A 22,856-nucleotide genomic window follows, 5' to 3' on the forward strand; every position below is an offset into this window, starting at 1 on the left:
GCGCCTCCTCCCCGACTCCAAGCCGCACCAGCCTACCGGCCGGAGCGCCGCGACCCCTCCCCCGCCCCTGCGGGGGCGGTTACCCTGGGTCAATGCGACTCGCCATGTGCAGCCTCCACGTCACGGATCCGGGAGCGGCCCACCGCTTCTACACCGACGTGCTCGGCTTCGAGACCATGATCGCGATGCCGGAGCATCACGTGTTCGTCATCACCGGCCGCGGGCAGGACGTCGGCCTGCTGCTGGAGCCGAGCGACCATCCGGTGGCCTCCGCCTACCGGGCGGGCCTGTACGCCGAGCGCATCCCGGCCCTCGTCGTCGGCACCGACGACCTGGATGCGGACATCGAACGGCTGTCGGCGCAGGGCATCGGCTTCGTGAGCGAACGCTTCACCGACGCGTCGGGCTCGTCGATCAACCTCGACGACACCGTCGGCAACATCATCCAGCTGCATGAGGCCGCGCGATGAGCCGGCACCGCGTCGTCATCATCGGCTCCGGCTTCGGGGGGCTGTTCGCCGCCAAGGCGCTCCGCCGCGCCGACGTCGAGGTGACGCTGATCGCCAAGACCACGCATCACCTCTTCCAGCCGCTCCTGTACCAGGTGGCCACCGGGGTGCTGTCCGAGGGCGAGATCGCGCCGGCCACGCGGGAGATCCTGCGCCGGCAGGCCAACGCGCAGGTCCTCCTCGGGCTGGTCGAGGACATCGACCTCACCAACCGCGTCGTGAAGTGGCGGTTCCACAACGAGTACAACGAGACGCCCTACGACTCGCTGATCGTGGCCGCCGGCGCCGGGCAGTCCTACTTCGGCAACGACCACTTCGCCACGTTCGCCCCCGGCATGAAGTCCATCGACGACGCCCTCGAGCTCCGGGCCCGGATCTTCAGCGCGTTCGAGATCGCCGAATTCACCCACGACCCGGACGAGCGCACCCGCATGCTGACGTTCACCGTCGTGGGCGCCGGCCCCACCGGTGTGGAGATGGCCGGCCAGATCCGCGAGCTGGCCACCTCGACGCTGCGCAACGAGTTCCGCACCATCGACCCGGCGAGCGCGCGGGTGCTGCTCATCGACGGCGCCGACCAGGTGCTGCCCCCGTTCGGACCCGAACTCGGCGCCAAGTCCCAGGAGACGCTGGAACGGCTCGGGGTTGAGGTGAAGCTGGGCGCCCTGGTCACCGACGTCGACGACAACGGGCTGACCATCCGGTACAAGGACGGGACCACGGAGCGCATCGAGTCGTTCGCGAAGGTGTGGGCGGCCGGTGTGCAGGGCAACGAGCTGGGCCGGACGCTGGCCGAGCAGTCGGGGGCCGAGCTCGACCGCGCGGGCCGGGTCGTCGTGGAGCCTGACCTCAGCCTCCCCGGTCACCCCGAGGTGTTCGTCGTCGGCGACCTGATGGCGGTGCCGGGGGTGCCGGGGGTGGCGCAGGGCGCGATTCAGGGCGCGCGGCACGCCGCCGCGAAGATCCGCTCCCGCCTCGAGCACACCGGGGATCCGGGCGCGTTCAAGTACAAGGACAAGGGCTCGATGGCGACGATCTCCAAGTTCGCGGCCGTCGCGAAGATCGGGTCGATCAAGCTCAGCGGCTTCATCGCCTGGGTCGCGTGGCTGTTCCTGCACCTGCTCTACATCGCCGGCTTCAAGCAGCGGGTCACCACGCTGCTCAGCTGGGCCATCACCTTCATCACCAACGGCCGCTCCCAGCGGGTCGTCACGAACCAGCAGATGGTCGGTCGGCTCGCGCTCGAGCACCTCGGCCGTGGCAGTTCGGGTCGGCTCATCAAGGGCCGCCGCGACGAACTCACCCCGGGATCCTGACGTGCGGGGCTTTCTTCGCGTCCTGCGCGATCTCGGACTGCTCGTCGCGCGCGTCGTCGCGGGCGTGACCCTCGTGGCCCGCGGCTGGCACCGGTGGCAGGTCACCGGGCTCGACGCCCAGGAGGCGGTCCTCCGGGCCGCCGGACTGCCGAACCCTGAGGTGCTCGCGCTCGCCGCCGTCGCCTTCGAACTCATCGGGGGCGTCCTGCTGGTCTTCGGACTGGCCACCCCGCTGGTGGGGCTCGGGATCGTCGCGGTGAACGTCGCCGTCATCCTGACGACCCGCGCCGACGCCGGCTTCTATCAGCACGGGGGCGGCTGGGAGTACAACGCCGCCCAGGCGGCCCTGGGGCTGGTGTTCCTGGTGTTCGGCGCCGGCCGGACCGGTCTGGACCATCTGTTCGTCCGCCCCCGCGACGACCACGACCGCCTGATCGCCGACCCGCACGACGCACAGCTCGCTCACAGCTGACGCATAGCGTCGGCCCTGTCGGGGGTGCCAGAGTAGGCGCATGCCAGTGACCGAACCCCTGACGCGCCCCGACGGCACGCCGATCCGGATCCTCACCGTCGACGACGAGCCCAGCCTCATCGAACTGCTGGCCATGGCGATGCGCTACGAGGGCTGGGAGGTGTTCACGGCGTCGTCGGGTGGCGACGCCGTGCGGGTGGCCCGAGACGCCAAGCCGGACGCGCTGGTCCTCGACATGATGCTGCCGGACTTCGACGGGCTCGAGGTCATGCGGCGCATCCGGACGGAGCAGCCGGATGTTCCGGTGATCTTCCTCACCGCCAAGGACGGTGTCACCGACCGCGTCGCGGGGCTCACCGCCGGCGGCGACGACTACGTCACCAAACCGTTCTCGCTCGAGGAGGTGATCGCCCGGCTGCGGGGGCTGCTGCGCCGCAGTGGGGCGACCAGTGTCCGGCCAGACACCCAACTGGTCGTGGGGGACCTCATCCTCGACGAGGACTCCCACGAGGTCAGCCGCGGTGGCGTCCCGATCAAACTCACCGCCACCGAGTTCGAGCTGCTGCGGTTCCTCATGCGCAACCCCAAGCGCGTCCTCAGCAAGGCCCAGATCCTGGATCGGGTGTGGAACTACGACTTCGGGGGCCAGGCCAACGTCGTCGAGCTGTACATCTCCTACCTGCGCAAGAAGATCGACGCCGACCGCGAGCCCATGATCCACACGATGCGCGGCGCCGGCTACGTCCTGCGCCCGGCGGGGTCGTGACCCGCGCGCAGCGCCGCGGCTCGCTCGCCGCCCAGCTGCAGCCGCGGCTGGTCCTGACGGTCGCGGTGATGGCGATCCTGGTCGTGATCACCACGCTCGTCGCGCTGCGCACGATCCTCTACAACCAGCTCGACGCCGAACTCGACGCCGCGCAGGTGCGCCAGAGCCGCAGCAGCATCCACGACGACGGCCCGCCCGGGCTGGAGACCCCCGGGATGCGGGTCGGGACCGCGATCGCGGTGCGTCTGATCGACGGGCGGGCTGTGGGCGGCGTCGTCGGCGACGGCTCCACCAACGCGTCGATGACCATCGAGGCATGGTCGGCGCTGACGTCCGTGCCCGTCGACGGCGGCAAGTACACCGTCGACGTCCCCGGGCTCGGCACCTACCGCGTGGAGGCCCGCGAGTCCTCGCTCGGCACGGTCGCCGTCGGGCTGCCGGTCGCGGACATCCGCCGCACCCTGCTGTGGCTGGCGGCGTTCGCTGGCGCGCTCGGCGTGTTCGCCGTCGCGGCCACCGCGTTCGTCACGCGGGCGGTCCTCGACCGCGCCACCAAGCCGCTCGTCGCGCTCACCGACACGGCCGACGAGGTGAGCCGTCTGGAGCTCGAGCGCGGCTCGGTGGCCGTGCCCCGCGTCGAGACCGGCCCCCTCCCCCAGCACAGCGAGGTCACCCGCCTGTCGACGGCCTTCAACGACATGCTCGGCCGCGTCGAGGGAGCCCTCCAGGCCCGCGAGCTGTCCGAGGCCAAGCTCCGCCGTTTCGTCGCCGACGCCTCCCACGAGCTGCGGAATCCGTTGGCCGCTATCCGCGGGTACGCCGAGCTCGGTCAGCGGTCGCCGGAGGGCACCGCGCACGCGCTGGGGCGCATCGGCGCCGAGTCCGAGCGCATGACCAAGCTCGTCAACGACCTGCTGTTGCTCGCGCGGCTCGATGCGGACGCGCGCGTCGAGCCCCGGCCCGTGGACGCCGTCGAGGTGGTCCTCAACGCCGTCAGCGACGCCCAGGCCGCCAGCCGCGACCACCGGTGGCTCCTCGACGTCCCCGAGGACCCGGTCGAGGTCCTCGCCGATGCGGATCAGCTGCACCAGGTGATGGTCAACCTGCTCGCCAACGCCCGGACCCACACCCCGCCGGGGACGAGCGTCACCGCGACGGTGGAGCGGCGCGGGGCGTCCGCGCAGCGGGGCGGCGGGGTCGCGATCATCCGGGTCCTGGACGACGGGCCCGGCATCGCGCCGGAGGTGCTGCCGCGGGTGTTCGAGCGGTTCGCCCGCGCCGACGACGCCCGGGCGCACTCGGCCGCGCAGTCGACCGGCCTGGGCCTGGCGATCGTGCGGGCCGTCGTCGAGAGCTTCGGCGGGTCCGCGTCGGTGGAGTCGCGGCCGGGGCTGACGGTGTTCACGGTGGTGCTGCCGTTGGCCCACCGCGACGAGGGAGGCCCGCAGTAAGCTCGGCTGCGACGGTGCCCGCCGGGGCCCGCACGCCCGGAAGGACCGCCATGGAGATCACGCGCTCGGCACTCGCCCAGATGGTCGACCACACCCTGCTGAAGACCGACGCCACCCGCGCGCAGGTGTCCGCGCTCGTCGCCGAGGCGCGTGAGCTGGGGGCGTTCTCCGTGTGCGTGTCGCCGTCGATGCTGCCGATCACCGACGAGCTGGGCGACGTGAAGGTCGCCACCGTGTGCGGGTTCCCGTCAGGCAACCACACCTCCTCGGCGAAGGCGGCGGAGGCTGCCGAGTCGTCGCGGCTGGGTGCCGACGAGATCGACATGGTGATCAACATCGGCCTGCTCAAGGAGGGCCGGCCGGACGCCGTCGAGGCGGAGATCCGGGCCGTGCGCGAAGCGACGACCGGCCTGCTCAAGGTCATCATCGAGTCCGCGGCGCTGACCGATGAGGAGATCGTCGCTGCCTGCAGGGCCGCCGAGGCCGCGGGGGCGGACTACGTGAAGACCTCCACCGGGTTCCACCCGGCCGGCGGGGCGTCGGTGCACGCCGTGGAGTTGATGGCGGCGACGGTGGGCGACCGCCTCGGCGTCAAGGCCAGCGGCGGGATCCGCGACTACGCCACCGCCAATGCGATGGTCGAGGCGGGTGCGACGCGGCTGGGCCTCTCCGGTACTCGCGCGGTCCTCGACGGCGCTGACGGCGACGAGCCGGGCGGCCAGGTCGGGATGGGCTCGGCCTACTAGAGATTCAGTCGCTGAACTGGGTGGCGTAGAGCGTCGCGTAGGCGCCGCCGGCGTCCAGTAGCTGCGCGTGCGTCCCCCGCTCGACGACACGCCCCGCCTCGACGACGAGGATCTGGTCGGCGTGCCGCACCGTCGAGAGGCGGTGCGCGATAACGATGGCGGTGCGCCCGGCCCGGGCGGTGTCGAGGGCCCGCTGGACCAGCGTCTCGGACTCGGAGTCCAGGTGCGCGGTCGCCTCGTCGAGGACGAGGATCGGCGGGGCCTTGAGCAGCAGGCGCGCGATCGCGAACCGCTGCCGCTCCCCGCCGCTGAGCCGGTAGCCGCGTTCGCCGACGACGGTGCCGAGCCCGTCGGGCAACCGCCGCACGAGCCCGGCGATCTGGGCGGCGTCCAGCGCGCCCCACAGCTCCTCGACGGTCGCGGTGGGCTTCGCGTAGCGCAGATTGGCCTCGATGGTGTCGTGGAAGAGGTGGGCGTCCTGGGTGACGTAGCCGATCTCGTCCTGCAGCGACGCCAGCGTCAGCCGGCGCACGTCCTCGCCGGCGATCTCGACGACGCCGGAGTCGACGTCGTACAGCCGGGCGAGCAGGTGCGTGATGGTGGTCTTCCCCGCTCCGGACGGTCCCACCAGGGCAACCGTCTGACCCGGCTCGGCCTGGAAGGAGATCCCCCGCAGCACCGGCGTGTTGGCAGACTCCCCCGCGGCCGCCGTCGGCTCGAGCGACTCCAGCGACACCGTCGCGGCGTCGGGATAGGTGAACCAGACGTCGCGGAAGGCCACCGACGGCGGACCCGAGACCGGCCGGGCGTCCGGGGCGTCGACGATGAGCGGCTCCAGGTCCAGGACCTCGAAGACGCGTTCGAAGCTCACCAGGGCGCTCATGATGTCCACCCGCAAGTTCGACAGCTGCATCAGCGGGCCGTAGAGCCGCGCCAGCAGGGCGACGAGGGCCGTGAGGGTCCCCACGGTGAGGTCGCCGGCCACCGCCGCCACGCCGCCGAAGCCGTAGAACAGTGCGGTCGCGAGCGCCCCCACGAGCGCCATGGCGGTCATGAAGACACGCGAGATCATCGCGATCTTCACGCCCGAGTCGGCGACGTCCTTCGACTGGCGGGCGAACGTGGCGTGCTCGGTGTCGAGATCGCCGAAGAGCTTCACCAGCAGGGCTCCGGAGACGGTGAACCGCTCGGTCATGGTCGCCGACATCTCCGCGTTCTGGGTCATCCGGAGCCGCGACAGGTCCGCGAGCCGCGTCCCCACCATCCGCGCCGGGACCATGAAGATCGGCAGCAGGACCAGCGCCGCCAGGGTCAGCGGCCAGGACAGCGCCAGCATCGAGCCCAACACCAGCACCAGCGTGATGGAGTTGCTCACGACCGTGGACAGCGTCGAGGTGAACGCCTGCTGGGCGCCGTTGACGTCGGACTGCAGCCGCGACACCAACTTCCCGGTGTGCGAGCGGCTGAAGAACGCGATCGGCATCCGCAGCATGTGGTCGAAGATCTGCGTGCGCATCGAGTAGATGAGCCCCTCGCCGATGCGCGCCGAGCACCAGCGCTCCACGATCTGCAGCAGGGCGGACCCCAGTGCCATGGCGGCGACGGCGACCGAGAGCCAGACGATGACGTCGACGTCGCCGGCGAGCACGCCGTCGTCGATGATCCTTTGGAACAGAAGCAGCGGGGCGACGGACAGCGCGCTGCTGACGATCACCGTGACGAGGAAGACGACGATGAGTCCCTTGAAGGGGGCCCCATAGGCGACGACCCGGCGAGCGGTGCCGCGGTCGAGCTTGTGCTGCCGGATCTCCGGGTCTGCCGCGAGGCGCCCGAGCATGCGGCCGCCGCCCATGCCGCCCCCGCCGTGCCCGACGCTCATTCGCACTCCTCGCCGCCCGCCGACGGGCTGGTCGCCGCGGCCTCCGCCGACGGCTCCCCCAGCGTAGCCGCGCCCCCATGGGCCGAGGGAGACGCAGCCACCGCGGGGCATTAGGCTCACCCCATGCTGCTGAGCGACCGCGACATCTTGGGCGAAGTGCACACCGGGGGGATCCTCCTCGATCCATGGGACCCGGCCATGGTGCAGCCGTCGAGCGTGGACGTGCGGCTGGACAAGTTTTTCCGGGTGTTCGAGAACCACCGGTATCCCTCGATCGACCCGTCGATCGAGCAGCCGGACCTCACGCGCCTCATCGAGACGCCCGCGGACGAGCCGTTCGTGCTGCATCCCGGGGAGTTCGTGCTGGGGTCGACGTTCGAGCGCGTGACGCTGGGGTCGTCGGTCGCGGCGCGCCTCGAGGGCAAGTCGTCACTGGGCAGGCTCGGGCTGCTCACGCACTCGACGGCGGGCTTCATCGACCCTGGTTTCTCCGGCCACGTCACCCTCGAGTTGTCGAACATGGCCACGCTGCCGGTGAAGCTCTGGCCGGGGATGAAGATCGGCCAGCTGTGCTTCTTCCGGCTGAGTTCCCCGGCGGAGCATCCGTACGGGTCGGCGCAGTACGGGTCGCGGTACCAAGGGCAGCGGGGCCCGACGCCGTCGCGGTCGCATCTGAACTTCCACCGCACCCAGGTCTGACGAGGGTCGGGGTCGCCGCTGCGGTCGCGCCTGCCCGCCCCCCGAGGTCACGCGGCCCCGCTCGCTGAGGTCGCGCCCGGTGCGCGGCACCGCGGCGAGTCTCGAAGCCGACGCCGCAGGCGTCGATCCCCCAACCCCGCTCGCTGCGGTCGTGCCTGTCCGTTCGCTGAGGTCGCGCCCGACGGCGGAGCCGTCCGGGCGAGTCTCGAAGCCGACGCCGTAGGCGTCGATCCCTTGACCCCATCCTCTGAAGGTGCGGGGAGCCGCGACCCGTCGCTCGGGCGGCCCTTGTGGCCGGGTGTTCTGTTCAGGTGAACGGATGGCTGGGGTTGAGTAGTCGAGGCCGCCCGAGCGTCGGTTCCCGTCTCCCCACACTGGTTCCGACGGTTGCGTGGCCGGGTCCGGGTGCGGCCCGGCGGGGCGGCCCTGGGTCGGGTCTGTCTAGGCGGGACGCCAGTTTGGTGATCGTCGGGTTGGGCGTCCCTGCGCGCAGCCGCCCCACCGTCCCACCCCTTCGCAGGAACACCCAGCGACGCTGAGGTCGCGCCACCCGTTCGCTGAGGTCGCGCCCGACGGCGGAGCCGTCGGGGCGAGTCTCGAAGCCGACGCCGCAGGCGTCGATCCCCCTTGGATGCAGGTCAGGTGCCGTCGCCCCAGATGGCGGCGGAGCGGCGGATGAGATCATCCAGGTCGGGCCCGCCAGCGTCGGACAACTCCGTGTCCGGCGGGTCGACGTCAGGTGGGTCCCCCGTTGGCCGGCCCGGGGTCTGGGTCAGGTGGTGCCCCGGCGCGGATCTGTCGGAGTCGGAAGCGGCGGTGTTGCCGCGGGCGTCTGACCGGGTCGATGTGTCGCGGTGGGGTGAACCACGGCAGGCCGGTCACCGGGTCGAGGTGCACCTGCCATTGGGAGGTTTCGGATTGGAGTGGGTCGGGTTCCACGAGGCGGTGGTGGTGCGGGCAGAGCAAGACGCCGTTTCCTAGCCGGGTGTCGCCGCCTTGCCACCACGGGACGATGTGATGCGCCTCGCAGCACGCGGGGGTTGCCGAGCAGCCGGGGAACGCGCAGCCACCGTCGCGCTGCATCAGCGCTGCCCGCAGGCCGGGGGTGAACGTGCGGTAGGTCCGGCCCACATCCAACAACCGCGACGCTCCGCCGAGCACGACGGGAATGATGCCGGCGTCGCACGCCAACCGGCGCACCTCCCCGGCTGGCAGGCCGTCGACGTCGTCGAGCCCGATCAAGCCAACCCGACCGAGGCCGGTGGTGAGGGTGTCGAGGTCGAGGGTGACGTGCATCTGCGGCCGATCCCCACCATGCGCCGGCAGCGCACCACTGGAGGCGGCCTTCTGGGTCAGCAGGACCAGCGCATCCGCCCGGCGCGCGTCCCGGGACGCGACCTCACCGGCGGCGGTGTAGGTGGAGGCGTCCGGCATCAACGCATCCAACTGCGCGCTCAACAACGCCGCGTCCGCGACCGGCAACTGTCCGCTGATGCGCATCGAGCCGTGATAGTCCGGCGCCAGCCGCAGGAACCGACCCCGATGAGCCGCCGCCTCCTCCCGCGCCAACCGCTTCGCATCATCCGCATCCGAGGCGTCCGGATCGATCACCTCCACCAGCCGCGCCGCGAGCACCCGCAGTTCCGAGGGGCCCAGGGTGTCGACGTGGGCAAGGATCTCCTCCTCGCAGCGCGTCAGCTCCGCCCGGGTCAACCGGGCGGGCAGTTTCCGCAAGCCGGCGACGATGGCGTCGGCCTGCGCCAATGAGATCGAGCCGTCGTTGAGCGCGGCTCCGATCAGCGGAAACCTGTCGTGCAGATCAGCGGCTAGGCGAAGGCTCGCCGTGGCTTGGGCGGGGGTGGTGCGCACCGACTGCCGCACCCCGTCGATCACGGCCTCCGCCGCGGCGAGCTTTGCCTCATGCAGGAGGTGAAGGCGTAGACCGGCGAGCTGCGCCTCGGCCTCGGTGACCGCCGCGACGAGGCCGGCAAGGCGGTCCACGGGGGTGTCGTCGGTGGTGAGTGACAGCGCGGCGTCCCACAGTGCAGCGATGGATCGCTGCATCTGCTCGCGCACGGAATCACTCATGTGAACTATTCTTGCGGAGGCCACTGACAATTTCGGATTTCCAAGGCCGGAAGATCGACGCCTGCGGCGTCGGCTTCGAGACTCGCCCGGACGGCTCCGCCGTCGGGCGCGACCTCAGCGAACGGTGCAGGCGCGACCTCAGCGAACGGACCGCCCCCACCAGCACGACACGCCGTCGAACTCCGCCCTCGAGGCTCTATGCCGGCGCCGGGCCCGAGTGGGGCTGCTATTCGTGCTGGGGTCGGGTGGATCGACGCTATGGCGTCGGCTTCGAGACTCGCGCGGACGGCTCCGCCGTCGGGCGCGACCTCAGCGAACGAGTGGGCGCGACCTCAGCCATCGAGAGAGGGGGCGGGACGGTGGGGCGGCTGCGCGCAGTGATGCCCAACCCGAGGGTCACACAGCTGGCGTCCCGCCTAGACAGACCCGGCCCAGGGCCGCCCCACCTGCACGCACCCGAACCCGCCCACGCCACCGCCGAGACGAGTGCGGGGAGACGGGAACCGACGCTCGGTCGGCCTCGCCTACCCAACCCCAGCCGGCCGGTCACCTGGACAGAACACCCGGCCACAAGGGCCGCCCGAGCGTCGGATCACGGCTCCCCACACCAACAGCGGATGGGGTCAAGGGATCGACGCCTACGGCGTCGGCTTAGGGGCTCGCCCGGACGGCTCCGCCGTCGGGCGCGACCTCAGCAAACGGGGAGGGCATCGGCTTCGAGACTCGCCCGGACGGCTCCGCCGTCGGGCGCGATCTCAGCAGACGGGGAGGGCGTCGGCTTCGAGACTCGCCCGGACGGCTCCGGCGTCGGGCGCGACCTCAGCAAACGGGCACGTGCGACCTCAGCGAACGGGCACGTGCGACCTCAGCGAACGGGCAAGCTCACCTCGGCCAGCCGCGGTCGAGGCACCCGCCGGCCGGTCAGGGGGTCTCACGCGGGGGCTCGATCCGCAACGACACGCCCTCGCCGATGTCCAGGATCGTGCCCACCTCCACCTGCGCCGACGCCCCATCGCGGAGGGTGAACGGCGAGCCGTTCGGGGGTACCACCACGGTGCCGTTGACGGAATGCAGGTCCCGCACAATCACGTCGCCCTTGTGGACCTCGACCGCCACGTGGTTGCGGGAGATGTCGAGGTGGGGGCTCGACACCCGCAGGACATGGGCACGTTCGTACCCCGCCGTCGCACGCGGCTCCCGCCCGACCACGACCGCGGTGACGACGTTGACGAACTCCCCGCTGTTGGTGTGCAGGCCCGCCAAAGCGGGCGGCGCCATCCGTGCTGTCGCAGGACCCGGATCCTCGACCGCCCGCATCGGAGCGGTCACGGGTTCGGCGGGGACGACAGGCATGGGCGCCGTCGGCGGTCCCGGCTCGACGACGCGCGTCGGCTCCGCATCGGAGTCCTCCTCCGCGGGAACCTGCAGGGCGGCCGGCCGCCCCGCCGCCCGCACCTCCTGCAGCGACGCGGCCATCCGCTCGACGGCCTCGGCGATGATCTCCCGCGACGTCGCCAGGTTCACTCGCACGAAACCGGTCGTGGCCGGGGAGAACTCGCGGCCCAGGTTGAACCGAACCCGGCCGACCTGATGGAAGTGCCGGCCCGGCTCGTCGAGCCCGAGGGGGCCGCAGTCCAGCCACGCCAGGTAGGTGCCCTGGGACGGCTCGTAGTGCAGCTCGGGAATGAGACGGGCCAGCTCGGCGGCGAAGAACTCCTTGTTGGCGGCGACCTCGGCGGAGGCTTCCCCCACCCAGTCGCGGGCATCGTTCAAGGCCGTGGCGTGGGCCAGGACCCCGAAGTAGCTGGCGCCGTCGGGCATCATCGGGTTGAGGCGCTCGAGCAGGGCCGCGTCGCCGATCACGAGGCCCGCCTTGAGCGCCGCGAGGTTCCAGGACTTCGACGCCGACGTGACGACGAGTGCGTTGCCCGCCCCCGGCACCGTCAGGTACGGAACGTGCGCCGCCCCTGCCAGGGGGGCGTGGATCTCATCCGAAACCACCACGACCCCGTGCCGCTCCGCGAGGCGCGCGACGGCGGCGAGCTCCTCGGCGGTGTGGATCGTGCCGTTCGGGTTGTGCGGCGAACACAGCAGGTACACCGCCGGCCGCTCTGTGGCGAAGGCCTCCTCGAGGCCGGGGAGGTCGAGCCGGTCATCCACCAGGGGCACGTCGACGATGCGGCGCCCCGTGGTGGTGACCACGTGCCGGAAGGGGGGATAGACCGGGGAGTTGATGACGACGCCGTCGCCCGGCTCCGACAGCCCCAAGACGGCCTCCCGCATGCCCGTGACGACGTCGGTGGCCAGCTTCTGGTCCGCGACACCGACCCGCCAGCCCCACTGCCACTCGGCGTACGCGGCGAAGGCCTCCTGGTAGGCGGGGAGCTCCGGGTATCCGGTGTCGCCGTCGGCCAGCGCCCGCTCCAGGGCCTCGCGGATGGGGGGCGCCAGGTGCGCGTCCATCTCCGCGACGAACAGCGGCAGCACGTCCGGCTCCCAGCGGCGCCACTTGATGGTGCCGCGCCGCCGCAGATCGCCGAGGGGGACGTCGAAGATGGCCATGGCCCCAACCTAGCGAAACGACCCCGACTTGACGTCGACGGCATAATGGACCGCGTCGCACGGCGTCGATGAGGCCATCACCTCGGAGCTGCCGGAAGAACGGCGGGGTGTCCCGCTCACTAGACCCGGCCGCGGCGGACGAACAAGTGGGGCGCCCCGGCGCCCAAGAAGGGTGGTACCGCGGGCTTCGGCTCGTCCCTTCACCTCAGCGACGATTCGATGAAGGACCACCCGATGACCGACCAGGCTGCCAGCCAGTCCCCCGGCTACCGCGCCGTGCCCGCGCAGGTTGACTTCCCGACCCTCGAGCACGAGATCCTGAGCCTGTGGGAGGAGCGCGATACCTTCGCCCGCTCCCTGGAACGCACGGCCGACGGCGAGCCGTGGACCTTCTACGAGGGCCCGCCCACCGCGAACGGCATGCCGGGCACGCACCACATCGAGGCGCGTGTTTTCAAGGACCTGTTCCCCCGCTACAAGACGATGCGGGGCCACCGCGTTGAGCGGAAGGCCGGCTGGGACTGCCACGGCCTCCCGGTCGAGTTGGCCGTCGAGAAGGAGCTCGGTTTCTCCGGCAAGGCGGACATCGAGGCCTTCGGCGTCGAGGCGTTCAACGCGAAGTGCCGGGAATCTGTGCTGCGGCACGTCGACGCGTTCACCGAGCTCACGGAGCGTATGGGCTACTGGGTCAACATCGACGACGCCTACGTGACGATGACACCGCAGTACGTCGAGTCGCTGTGGTGGGCGCTCAAGCAGATCCACGGCAAGGGCCTCCTCGAGGAGGACTACCGCGTGGCGCCGTACTGCCCGCGGTGTGGCACCGCGCTGTCGGACCACGAGCTCGCGCAGGGCTACGAGGACATCACCGACCCGTCGATCTACGTCCGCTTCCCGCTCACCTCCGGCCCGCTCGCCGGCGAGGTGGACCTGTTGGTCTGGACGACGACGCCCTGGACGCTGGTCTCCAACACCGCGGTCGCGGTGCACCCGGACGTGACCTACCGCGTCGCCACGCACCCGCAGCAGAAGGCGCTGGTCGTCGCCGAGCCCCTGGCCGACAAGGTGCTGGGCGACGAGTGGACCCTCACCGACACCTTCCTCGGCCGCGACCTCGAGCGCTGGACCTACCAGCGGCCCCTCGAACTCGTGGAGTTCCCGGCCCCGGCCCACTTCGTGGTGCTCGCCGAGTACGTCACCACCGAGGACGGCTCCGGCCTGGTCCACCAGGCGCCCGCCTTCGGCGAGGACGACATGCACGTGTGCCGCTCCTACGGCCTGCCCTTCGTCAACCCCGTCCGCCGCGACGGCACGTTCGACGAGGACCTCGACCTGGTGGGCGGTCTGTTCTTCAAGGACGCCGACACCGCCATCGTCGCCGACCTCAAGGCCCGTGGACTCATGTTCCGCGTCCTCGACTACACGCACAGCTACCCGCACTGCTGGCGCTGCCACACCCCCCTGCTCTACTACGCCATGCCGTCGTGGTACATCCGCACCACGCACATCAAGGATGAGCTGCTCGCGGAGAATGAGGCCACCACCTGGTACCCGGACACCATCAAGCACGGCAGGTACGGCGACTGGCTGAACAACAACATCGACTGGGCGCTGTCGCGGACCCGCTACTGGGGGACGCCGCTGCCGATCTGGCGCTGTGAGGACGACCACCAGGTCTGCGTCGGCTCCCGCGCCGAACTCAGCGAACTCACCGGCGCGGACCAGAGCGACCTGGATCCGCACCGTCCGTTCGTCGACGACATCGTCTTCCCATGCCCGACCTGCGGCAAGGAGTCGCGCCGCGTGCCGGAGGTCATCGACGCCTGGTTCGATTCCGGCGCCATGCCCTTCGCGCAGTGGGGCTACCCGCATGTGCCCGGCTCCGAGGAGGTGTTCGCCGAGCGGTATCCGGCTGACTTCATCTGCGAGGCCATCGACCAGACCCGCGGCTGGTTCTACTCGCTCATGGCCGTCGGCACCCTGGTGTTCGACCAGAGCTCGTACCGCAACGTCGTCTGCCTGGGCCACATCCTCGCCGACGACGGGCGCAAGATGAGCAAGCACCTCGGCAACGTGCTGGAGCCGATCCCGCTCATGGACCAGCACGGCGCGGACGCGGTGCGCTGGTTCATGGCCTGCTCCGGGTCGCCGTGGATGGCGCGACGCGTCGGCCATCAGGCGATCGGCGAGACGGTCCGCAAGGTTCTGCTGACCTACTGGAACACCGTCGCGTTCCACACGCTGTACGCGCGGGCGTCGGACTGGACGCCCGCCGGTGAGGCGCCGCCCGTCGCGGAGCGTCACGTGCTCGACCGCTGGCTGACGTCGGCCACGCAGCAGCTGATCGTGGACACCACCCGGGCCCTCGACACGTTCGACACGCAGCACTACGGCGCGGTGCTGAGCCAGTTCATCGACGACCTGTCGAACTGGCACGTGCGCCGCTCCCGCCGCCGGTTCTGGGCCGGCGACCCGGGCGCCCTGTGGACGCTGCACGAGACCCTCAACGTCCTCACCCGCCTGCTGGCGCCGATCATGCCGTTCGTCACCGAGCGCGTGTGGCAGGACCTGTTCTACGCCGCCGACCCCGACGGCGTGGACTCGGTGCACCTCACGCAGTGGCCGGTGGCCGACGAGTCGCTCATCGACGTCGACCTCACCGAGGCCATGCGCCTGACGAGGCGCACCGTTGAGCTGGGCCGGGCGGCCCGGGCGGAGTCCAAGGTGAAGATCCGCCAGCCGCTGCGCCGGATGCTCGTGGCGTCCACCGTCGTCGAGCGCCTCACCCCTGAGCTGCGTGAGGAGATCATGGCGGAGCTGAACCTCGCCGCCGTCGAGTCGTTCGCCTCGCACGGTGATCTGGTCGACTACTCCGCGAAGGGCAACTTCCGCAACCTCGGGAAGCGGTTCGCGAAGCGCACGCCGGTGATCGCCCAGGCGGTCGCAGACGCCGACGCCGCCGACCTGGCCGCGTCGCTGCGCGGCACGGGGGCGGCCCGGGTGGTCGTCGACGGCGAGGAGATCGAGCTCACCGCCGACGACGTGCTGATCACGGAGCGGCCCCGCGAGGGCTGGTCGGTGGTCAACGAGCAGGGCGAGACGGTGGCGCTCGACCTCGAGCTGACGCCGGAGCTGATCCGCTCCGGGCTCGCGCGCGAGGCGATCCGGTTCATCCAGGAGTCGCGGAAGCGCGCCGGGTTGGACGTCTCGGACCGCATCACGGTCGTGATCGAGGCCGACGACGAGCTCGCTGCCGCCGTCGAGGCCCACCGGGCGCAGATCGCCGACGAAGTGCTGGCCGTCGAGCTGGCCGTCGGCCCCGTCGAGGCACCCACGGACGAGGACGCCGACCTCGGCATCAAGCTGGCGCTGCGTAAGGCCTAGGCATACCAGGAGGCTGCTGTCACCCCAGGTCGACGGCGGCCTCCTGGTGCGTCACGCCGGACTGGCGCAGGCACTTCTCCAGGACCCGCATCACCTCGAGCGTGTCGCTGAGCGGCATGGTGGGCGATTCGGTGGCGCCCTCGCGGATCCGCTGGGTCACCTCCGCGAACTCGTGGCTGTAGCCGCGCCCCGTCGGCATCGCCTCGATGATCCGCGGTAGCACCCCGTTGCGATGGACGGTGATCATGGACGGGTGGTGGAAGCGCGGCTCGATCTCGATCCAGCCCTTCGTCCCGACGACGATCAGCCGGCCGGGCCCGTAGCCGTCGAAGCCGAACGTCAGCGACGACAACCCCTCGCCGGCGTGCACCAGGTTGACGGTCGCGGCGCGCTCCACCCCCGAAGGGTAGAGCCGGGCGCGGCAGTCGATCTCCTTCACCTCGCCGAGGAAGGCCTGCGCCACGTTGATGGGGTACACGCCGAGGTCCAGGATGGCCCCACCCCCCAGCTCCCGGGAGAACAGCCGATGATCGGGCTGGTACTCGCGGAAGGCGTACAAGTCGCCCTGCACCCCGACCACGTCACCGATGCGCCCCCAGGCGACCACTTCGCGTGCGGCGGCGATGACCGGCAGGAACCTGGTCCACATCGCCTCCATCGCGAAGACGCCCTTGGCGCGGGCCGCGTCGACCACCTGGCGCGCTCCCGCGAGGGTGGCGGTGAACGCCTTCTCGACGAGCACCGCCTTGCCACGCTCGATGGCCGCGAGCGCCACGTCGCGGTGCTGCGGGTGCGGGGTGGCGATGTAGACGACGTCGATGTCGGGGGAATCCAGGAGCTCTCGGTACGAGCCGAACGCCTTGGGCACCTGGTGCTCGGCCGCGAAGTCGCGCGCCTTCGCCCACGTCCGCGACGCCACCGCCGTCAGTTCGGCCCCCGGCACGAACTGGAAGTCCCCGGCGACGCCGTGCGCGATGGCGCCTGTCCCCACGATGCCCCAGCGAACGGTAGTCATGGCCCCAGGCTAGTGGTGTGACCGCCCTCCGGCGCCGGAACCGGCGGTCATCAGCGGCGCGCGATGAGATACAGCCGTTCGTCATCGCCGCCGTCGGAGACGAGATAGCTCTCCACAGCGGTCAGCCCCGCCGCGGCCACGGCGCGCCGCACCTCCACCGCCTCGTGCCGGACGACGGCGAGTCCGTCGGGGCCCACCCGGCCGTCGCGCCCGCCGACCGGCAGCGCGATGGCCAGCACCCCGTCGGGGACCAGCACCGACCCGAGCCCACCGACCACGGCCGGCAGCTCACTGGGCGCGAAGTGCAGCAGGGAGAACCAGGCGACGACGGCGCCCCAGCCGGGAGCCGCGGCCGGGCGCAGGAGACGCCTGAGGTCGCCGACGGAGAAGTCGACCCCCGGATAACGCGCCTGGGCCGCCGCGACCATCCCCGGGGAGACGTCGATGCCGGAGACATCGGCCCCGGCCGCGGCGAGGGCACCCGCGGCGGTACCGGCGCCGCACCCGACGTCGACTACCGGTCGCCCGTGCGCCAGCGCGGCCACGCGGTCGAGGAACCAGCCCTCGAAGGGGCTCACCGAGGCGGTCAGAGCCTCCGCATCCGCCACGGCGTCGTAGCCCGCGACGACCGCGGCGTCACGCTCGGCCGGCCCGCCCGCCCGGATCGCCTCCCGGTCCTCCGCCGCCGGCGCCGCGTCGGGCGGCGGGTCACCCAGCAGGTGGATCCACCGGTGGTCCTGCTGGCCGGGGCGCCGCTCCAGCCGGAGCACGAGCGGCTCGTCGCGCGCGGCCATCCGCTCCAGACAGGCCTCGACTGCCTCGCGATCCGCGAAGGTGTACAGCCGGTCGGTGCGCGCCCTCAGCTCGCCTGGCGACTGCGGGCCGCGCAGCAGGAGGACTGTGATGAGCGCCCGCTCGTCGTCGGCCAGGCCGAGGAGGTGCGTCGCGGTCTGCAGGTACTTGAGCGTCCGCCGCCCGTAGTCGGCCCAGGCCACGCGCGCCAGACCCCCGTCCTTGAGGGCGCGCACCGCGTCCTGCACCGTCCGCTCGTCGAAGTCGACGATGGGGTCCCGGCTGCTCTTCTGGTTGCAGGCGGAGCGTAGGGCGTTGAGCGTCAGCGGGTAGGTGTCCGGCACGGTGACCTCCTTCTCGAGGAGGCACCCGAGCACGCGCTGTTCGTCGGCGGTGAGTCTCGGCAGCGTCACACCGTCGACCCTACTCCGCGGGGTCCACGGACGAGGTTCCCCGTCGCGGCCCGCGACAACTATCCTGTGACGGTCCAGAGGAGGTTCGCATGGGTCGCATTGTCCAGAAGTTCGGCGGGTCGTCGGTGGCCGACGCCGAGTCGATCAAGCGCGTGGCGCGCCGCATCGCCCGCACGCGGGCCGAAGGGCACGACGTCATCATCGTCATCTCGGCCATGGGGGACACGACCGACGAGCTCATGGACTTGGCGCTCCAGGTGTCACCGCGCCCCAAGTCCCGCGAGCTGGACATGCTCCTCACCACCGGCGAGCGCCAGTCGGCGGCACTCCTGGCCATGGCGCTGTCGGACCTCGGCGTCGACGCCGTCTCCTACACCGGCTCCCAGGCCGGCGTCATCACCACGCCGACGCACGGCAACGCACGCATCATCGACATCACCCCTGGGCGGGTCATCAGGGCGCTCGAGGAGGGCAACGTCGCGATCGTCGCGGGGTTCCAGGGCGTCGCGCAGACCACCAAGGACATCACCACCCTCGGCCGGGGCGCCTCCGACACCACCGCCGTCGCGCTCGCCGCGGCCCTCGACGCCGACTACTGCGAGATCTACTCCGACGTCGACGGCGTCTACACCGCCGATCCGCGCATCGTGCCCTCGGCTCGGCACATCGACCAGATCGGCTACGAGGACATGATGGAGATGGCCGCCTCCGGGGCCAAGATCCTGCACCTGCGCTGCGTCGAGTACGCGCGCCGCGAGGGCGTGCCGGTACACGTGCGCTCCTCCTTCACCGACCGGCCGGGGACCTGGGTCAAGAGCCAGGACGAGATCGACAAGGACGAATCCATGGAAGAAGCCATCATCACCGGAGTCGCGCACGACCGCGGCGAGGCCAAGATCACCATCGCGGGTGTCCCGGACAAGATCGGCGAGGCCGCCCGCATCTTCAAGGCGATCGCGGAGCACGAGATCAACATCGACATGATCGTGCAGAACGTGTCGCGGCTCTCCGATGTCAAGACCGACATCTCGTTCACCCTCCCGATGACCGACGGCTCCCGCGCCATCGAGGCGTTGGAGGCCATCAAGGACGAGGTCGGCTACGACGAGGTCCTCTACGACGACCAGATCGGCAAGGTGTCCGTCGTCGGCGTCGGGATGCGGTCCCACCCGGGCGTCTCCGCGACGTTCTTCGAGGCACTCGCCGGTGCCGAGGTGAACCTGCAGATGATCTCGACCTCGGAGATCCGCATCTCGGTCATCGTCGGCGCCGACGACGTCGACCGCGCCGTGCGCGCGGCCCACACCGCATTCGGCCTCGACGCGGAGGAGACGGCGAAGGTCTACGCCGGGACCGGCCGCTGACCCGTCATGGCATAAAGTTGGGCTGTTCTTCGGAAGGTGCCCATGCCACGTCCTAGCCGCCGTCAGCTGCTCACGGCGTTCGCCGTCGCCGCTGTGGGGCCGCTGGCCGCCTGCACGGGCACCCCGTCCCCGGGGCCGTCGTCGCCGACCAGCCCGTCGCCGTCGCCGAGCGGCCTGCCCTTCGGGCTCGTCACCCCCTCGCGGGTGGAGGCCGTCGTCTTCGACGGCGCGTTCGGCGTCGGCTACGTGGAGGCCGCGGCGGCCACCATGAGCGCGAACCATCCGGGCGTCACCGTCCGGGTCCGCCCGGTCCAGGACATCATCGCCGTCGTGGAACCCCGCCTGGCCGAGGGCGGCACCCCGCCCGATCTGGTCGACAACTCCGGCGCCCGCCTGCTCCCGGTGGCGAAGCTGGCTGACCAGTTCGCCGAGCTCGACGACCTCATGGACTCGGCCTCCCTGGACGGCGGGGTGCTGCGGGACACCCTGCAGCACGACGTGCTCGCCACCGGCACGTTCAACGACCGGCTCATCGCCCTCAACTACGCCCTCAGCGTGTTCGGGCTCTGGCACTCGGCCGCGGACTTCGCCGCCGCGGGGTGGGAGGTGCCGCGCACCTGGGACCGCATGTTCGAGCTCGGCGCGGCCGCGAAGGAGCAGGGCCGGTTCTTGTTCGCGTGGGGCGACGAGGCCGCCGACTACTACCAGGAGCTGGCCATCGCGTCAGCGGTCAAGGAGGGCGGTCACGAGGTACGGATCGCCCTCGATTCCCTGGCCGAGGGGGCCTGGTCCCATCCGGCCGTCACCGGGGTCCTCGAGCAGCTCGAGGCGATCGTCGCGGCGGGCTTCGTGGTCCACCGCGGGGACTACCTGGCGGCCCAGGCGTCCTGGCTGAAGGACCGCGCCGCCCTGCTGTATCCGGCCGGATCCTGGCTCCCGACGGAGATGTCCGAGCAGATCCCCGCCGACTACGAGTTGAGCGTGGCGCCGGTCCCGACCCTGACCGCGGCGCCCGTCCTGCCGCACGCCGCCGTCCACGCGACCCCGACGGAGCAGTTCCTCGTGCCGCGGCGCGCATCCAACGTCGCGGGCGCGTTCGAGCTCCTGCGCACCATGCTGACGCGGGAGGCGGCCACCGAGTTCTCCCGCGAGCATCTGGTGCCGACGATCGTGCGAGAGAGCGTCCCGGCGGACGTGACGGACACGGCGCTCACGTCGCAGGCCAGGCTGCTGGCGGACGCCGGCGCCAACGTCTTCTCGTGGCGGTTCGTCGCCCACTACGGGCTGAGCGGCGAATCGAATGTCGCCTGGGCGGACTTCCTGTCCGGCCAGATCACGGCCTCCGTGCTCGCGGCACGGTTGCAGACCCTCGCGAACCGGGTTCGCAACGACCCAGCGGTGGAGCGCTACGCCGTCGAGTGAGGGTCAGCGCCGCCGGCCGGTGCCGAAGATCCCCCGGACGATCTCGCGTCCGGCCGTGCGGACGAGGTCGCGGAAGACTGCGGACTTGGTGACCTGCTGGATCAACCCCGGATTCTCCCGCTCGTAGCGGCGGCGTGCGGCCTCCTCCGCGCGGGCCTCACGTTCGCGCCGCGCCAACTCCTTCTCGGCCGCAGCCATCTCCTTCTCCGCCTCTTCCCGGCGGCGCCGCTCCTCCTCGGCCCGGGCCTCGGCCTCAGCGGCCGCGGCTCCCTCGGCCAGCTGGCGGGTCAGCACTTCGTAGGCCGACTGCCGGTCCAGCGGCGTGCCGTACCGCGCCATCAGCGCGGACTGCTCGACGCCGGCCCTCAGGTGGTCGGGGTCGGTCGGCCCCATCCGCGACTCGGGCGCGAAGATGCGCGTCCAGGCCACCGGCGTCGGCGCACCCCGCTCGCTCATGACGGTGACGACGGCCTCCCCGATCCCGAGCTGCTGCAGGACCTCCTCGAGGTCGTAGTCGGACGTCGGGTAGGTCGACACGGTGGCCCGCAGCGCCTTGGCGTCGTTGGGGGTGTGGGCGCGCAGCTGATGCTGCACCCGCGATCCGAGCTGCGCCAACACGTCGTCGGGGACGTCCTTCGGGGTCTGGGTGACGAAGAAGATGCCGACCCCCTTGGACCGGATGAGACGCACCGTCTGCGTGATGGCGTCGAGGAACGCGTCGGAGGCGTCGTTGAAGAGCAGGTGGGCTTCGTCGAAGAAGAACACGAGCTTCGGCCGGTCGAGGTCGCCCACCTCCGGCAGGGACGAGAAGAGGTCGGCGAGGAGCCACATCAGGAACGTCGAGAACAGCGCCGGCTTGCTCGCCAACTGGGGCAGCTCGAGCAGGGACACGACGCCGCGGCCGTCCGGCGCGACGCGGAGCAGGTCCGCCGGATCGAACTCCGGCTCGCCGAAGAAGGCGTCCCCGCCCTGGTCGGCGAGCGTGACCAGGGAGCGCAGGATGACGCCCGCGGTCGCCGTCGAGACGCCGCCGATCCCCTTGAGCTCCGGCTTGCCCTCGTCCGACGTCAGGTACTTCAGCAGCTCGACGAGATCCTTGAGATCCAGCAGCGCCAGACCCGCCTTGTCCGCGTAGTGGAACACCAGGCCCAGCGACGACTCCTGGACCTTGTTCAGGTCGAGGATCTTCGACAGCAGGATGGGGCCGAACGACGACACCGTCGCCCGGATCGGCACGCCGACCCCTTCGCCGCCCAGCGAGAAGAACTCGCAGGGGTACGCCCTCGGCTGCCAGTCCTGGCCCTGCTTGGCGACCCGGGCCAGGAGCTTCTCCGACGGCTCCGCCGGGGTGGCCATCCCGCTGAGGTCGCCCTTGATGTCGGCGGCGAACACGGGGACGCCGGCGGCGCTGAGCGCCTCGGCCAGCACCTGGAGGGTGACGGTCTTGCCGGTGCCGGTGGCGCCCGCGACGAGGCCGTGCCGGTTGAACATCGACAGGGGGATCCGGATGCGGGCGTCCACCACCGGCTCCTCGTCGTGCAGCACGCCCAGCGTGACCGACGGGGCTTCGAACGCGTAGCCGGTGGTGATGGTCTCGATCAGGGCCTCGTTACTCACCGTCCTACTCTGGCACAGCCCAGCCGCTAGGGTGGGGCCGTGATCTTCAAGCGAGTAGGCGACTCCCGCCCGTACCCGGACCACGGCTACACCCAGAAGCAGTGGATCGCGATCGCCCCGCATCAGGTCCGGCTGGACGAGCTGGTCACCACAAAGCGGACCCTGGACCTGGAGGCGCTCTTGGAGGAGGACTCCACGTTCTACGGGGACCTGTTCGCGCATGTCGTGTCCTACCGCGGCGAGCTGTACCTGGAGGACGGCCTCCACCGCGCCCTGCGCGCCGCACTCCAACAGAGGCAGACGATGCACGCCCGCGTGCTGGAGCTGACGTAACAGTCCCCGACCAGAGGAAAGAACACCC

17 protein-coding genes are annotated in these 22,856 nt (G+C 71.1%); 11 read left to right on the forward strand and 6 right to left on the reverse strand.

Annotation, left to right across the window (positions count from 1 at the left end; all coding sequences use genetic code 11):
* Positions 1–92 precede the first annotated feature (92 nt).
* The 6 genes from BCR15_RS08040 to deoC are packed head-to-tail and all read left to right on the forward strand — an operon-like array spanning position 93 to position 5,260.
* On the forward strand, positions 93–470 hold the full coding sequence (locus BCR15_RS08040) for a VOC family protein (protein ID WP_068751677.1): 378 nt from the start codon (positions 93–95) through the stop codon (positions 468–470).
* Positions 467–1,825 (forward strand): NAD(P)/FAD-dependent oxidoreductase, encoded by a 1,359-nt coding sequence (locus tag BCR15_RS08045; protein WP_068751678.1) that lies wholly within the window; start codon positions 467–469, stop codon positions 1,823–1,825. Before BCR15_RS08040 ends, BCR15_RS08045 begins: the two co-directional genes overlap by 4 nt.
* 1 nt (position 1,826) lies before the next feature.
* Entirely contained in the window at positions 1,827–2,297 is a 471-nt protein-coding gene (locus BCR15_RS08050) for a DoxX family protein (protein WP_068751679.1), read from the forward strand.
* Between the two features lie 40 nt (positions 2,298–2,337).
* Entirely contained in the window at positions 2,338–3,063 is a 726-nt protein-coding gene (locus BCR15_RS08055; RefSeq protein ID WP_068751680.1) for a response regulator transcription factor, read from the forward strand.
* Complete coding sequence (locus BCR15_RS08060; RefSeq protein ID WP_068751681.1) at positions 3,060–4,514, forward strand: sensor histidine kinase; 1,455 nt, start codon at positions 3,060–3,062, stop codon at positions 4,512–4,514. The genes BCR15_RS08055 and BCR15_RS08060 overlap by 4 nt, the downstream gene beginning before the upstream one ends.
* Before the next feature lie 50 nt (positions 4,515–4,564).
* On the forward strand, positions 4,565–5,260 hold the full coding sequence (gene deoC / locus BCR15_RS08065) for a deoxyribose-phosphate aldolase (RefSeq protein WP_068751682.1): 696 nt from the start codon (positions 4,565–4,567) through the stop codon (positions 5,258–5,260).
* Between the two features lie 4 nt (positions 5,261–5,264).
* On the opposite strand, the gene BCR15_RS08070 is transcribed toward deoC, so the two are convergent.
* A complete protein-coding gene (locus BCR15_RS08070) occupies positions 5,265–7,139 on the reverse strand; it encodes an ABC transporter ATP-binding protein (RefSeq protein WP_068751683.1) in 1,875 nt (624 codons plus the stop codon).
* 123 nt (positions 7,140–7,262) lie between these two features.
* Here BCR15_RS08070 and dcd point away from each other — a divergent pair, with 123 nt between their 5' ends.
* A complete protein-coding gene (gene dcd / locus BCR15_RS08075; protein WP_068751684.1) occupies positions 7,263–7,838 on the forward strand; it encodes a dCTP deaminase in 576 nt (191 codons plus the stop codon).
* 735 nt (positions 7,839–8,573) lie between these two features.
* On the opposite strand, the gene BCR15_RS08080 is transcribed toward dcd, so the two are convergent.
* Together BCR15_RS08080 and BCR15_RS08085 are read right to left on the reverse strand one after the other, a co-directional pair.
* Positions 8,574–9,926, reverse strand: a complete 1,353-nt coding sequence (locus tag BCR15_RS08080) for an HNH endonuclease signature motif containing protein (protein ID WP_068751685.1) — start codon at positions 9,924–9,926, stop codon at positions 8,574–8,576.
* 921 nt (positions 9,927–10,847) lie between these two features.
* The gene (locus tag BCR15_RS08085; RefSeq protein ID WP_068751686.1) at positions 10,848–12,488 is read right to left on the reverse strand and encodes an aminotransferase class I/II-fold pyridoxal phosphate-dependent enzyme; all 1,641 of its coding nucleotides are present in this window, start codon (positions 12,486–12,488) and stop codon (positions 10,848–10,850) included.
* A 234-nt stretch (positions 12,489–12,722) separates the two neighbouring features.
* On the opposite strand from BCR15_RS08085, the gene ileS reads away from it, so the two are divergent.
* The gene (gene ileS, locus BCR15_RS08090; protein ID WP_068751763.1) at positions 12,723–15,872 is read left to right on the forward strand and encodes an isoleucine--tRNA ligase; all 3,150 of its coding nucleotides are present in this window, start codon (positions 12,723–12,725) and stop codon (positions 15,870–15,872) included.
* 19 nt (positions 15,873–15,891) lie between these two features.
* On the opposite strand, the gene BCR15_RS08095 is transcribed toward ileS, so the two are convergent.
* On the reverse strand, positions 15,892–16,887 hold the full coding sequence (locus BCR15_RS08095) for a Gfo/Idh/MocA family protein (protein WP_068751687.1): 996 nt from the start codon (positions 16,885–16,887) through the stop codon (positions 15,892–15,894).
* A gap of 50 nt (positions 16,888–16,937) precedes the next feature.
* Positions 16,938–18,092, reverse strand: a complete 1,155-nt coding sequence (locus BCR15_RS08100; protein ID WP_068751688.1) for a DUF480 domain-containing protein — start codon at positions 18,090–18,092, stop codon at positions 16,938–16,940.
* A gap of 89 nt (positions 18,093–18,181) precedes the next feature.
* On the opposite strand from BCR15_RS08100, the gene BCR15_RS08105 reads away from it, so the two are divergent.
* Together BCR15_RS08105 and ngcE are read left to right on the forward strand one after the other, a co-directional pair.
* Positions 18,182–19,456, forward strand: a complete 1,275-nt coding sequence (locus BCR15_RS08105; protein WP_068751689.1) for an aspartate kinase — start codon at positions 18,182–18,184, stop codon at positions 19,454–19,456.
* Positions 19,457–19,498: 42 nt separating this feature from the next.
* Complete coding sequence (gene ngcE, locus BCR15_RS08110) at positions 19,499–20,878, forward strand: N-acetylglucosamine/diacetylchitobiose ABC transporter substrate-binding protein (protein ID WP_068751690.1); 1,380 nt, start codon at positions 19,499–19,501, stop codon at positions 20,876–20,878.
* Positions 20,879–20,881: 3 nt separating this feature from the next.
* Here the strand turns inward: ngcE and BCR15_RS08115 are convergent, their stop codons facing one another.
* Positions 20,882–22,495, reverse strand: coding sequence for a helicase HerA-like domain-containing protein (locus tag BCR15_RS08115; RefSeq protein ID WP_068751691.1), 1,614 nt, complete (start codon positions 22,493–22,495; stop codon positions 20,882–20,884).
* Positions 22,496–22,534: 39 nt separating this feature from the next.
* Here BCR15_RS08115 and BCR15_RS08120 point away from each other — a divergent pair, with 39 nt between their 5' ends.
* Positions 22,535–22,828 carry a type II toxin-antitoxin system VapB family antitoxin gene (locus BCR15_RS08120; protein ID WP_068751692.1) on the forward strand — a complete coding sequence of 98 codons (294 nt, stop codon included), beginning with the start codon at positions 22,535–22,537 and terminating at the stop codon, positions 22,826–22,828.
* The last annotated feature ends 28 nt before the right edge of the window (positions 22,829–22,856 follow it).

Source organism: Tessaracoccus lapidicaptus (assembly GCF_001693815.1).
GTDB classification, from domain to species: Bacteria; Actinomycetota; Actinomycetes; order Propionibacteriales; family Propionibacteriaceae; genus Arachnia; species Arachnia lapidicapta.

What these genes read in the sequence shown, in the direction of transcription:
- BCR15_RS08040 (WP_068751677.1), top strand. Translation starts at nt 93, where the DNA reads ATGCGACTCGCCATGTGCAGCCTCCACGTCACGGATCCGGGAGCGGCC.
- BCR15_RS08045 (WP_068751678.1), top strand. Translation starts at nt 467, where the DNA reads ATGAGCCGGCACCGCGTCGTCATCATCGGCTCCGGCTTCGGGGGGCTG.
- BCR15_RS08055 (WP_068751680.1), top strand. Translation starts at nt 2,338, where the DNA reads ATGCCAGTGACCGAACCCCTGACGCGCCCCGACGGCACGCCGATCCGG.
- deoC (WP_068751682.1), top strand. Translation starts at nt 4,565, where the DNA reads ATGGAGATCACGCGCTCGGCACTCGCCCAGATGGTCGACCACACCCTG.
- BCR15_RS08070 (WP_068751683.1), bottom strand. Translation starts at nt 7,139, where the DNA reads ATGAGCGTCGGGCACGGCGGGGGCGGCATGGGCGGCGGCCGCATGCTC.
- dcd (WP_068751684.1), top strand. Translation starts at nt 7,263, where the DNA reads ATGCTGCTGAGCGACCGCGACATCTTGGGCGAAGTGCACACCGGGGGG.
- BCR15_RS08080 (WP_068751685.1), bottom strand. Translation starts at nt 9,926, where the DNA reads ATGAGTGATTCCGTGCGCGAGCAGATGCAGCGATCCATCGCTGCACTG.
- BCR15_RS08085 (WP_068751686.1), bottom strand. Translation starts at nt 12,488, where the DNA reads ATGGCCATCTTCGACGTCCCCCTCGGCGATCTGCGGCGGCGCGGCACC.
- ileS (WP_068751763.1), top strand. Translation starts at nt 12,723, where the DNA reads ATGACCGACCAGGCTGCCAGCCAGTCCCCCGGCTACCGCGCCGTGCCC.
- BCR15_RS08095 (WP_068751687.1), bottom strand. Translation starts at nt 16,887, where the DNA reads ATGACTACCGTTCGCTGGGGCATCGTGGGGACAGGCGCCATCGCGCAC.
- BCR15_RS08105 (WP_068751689.1), top strand. Translation starts at nt 18,182, where the DNA reads ATGGGTCGCATTGTCCAGAAGTTCGGCGGGTCGTCGGTGGCCGACGCC.
- ngcE (WP_068751690.1), top strand. Translation starts at nt 19,499, where the DNA reads ATGCCACGTCCTAGCCGCCGTCAGCTGCTCACGGCGTTCGCCGTCGCC.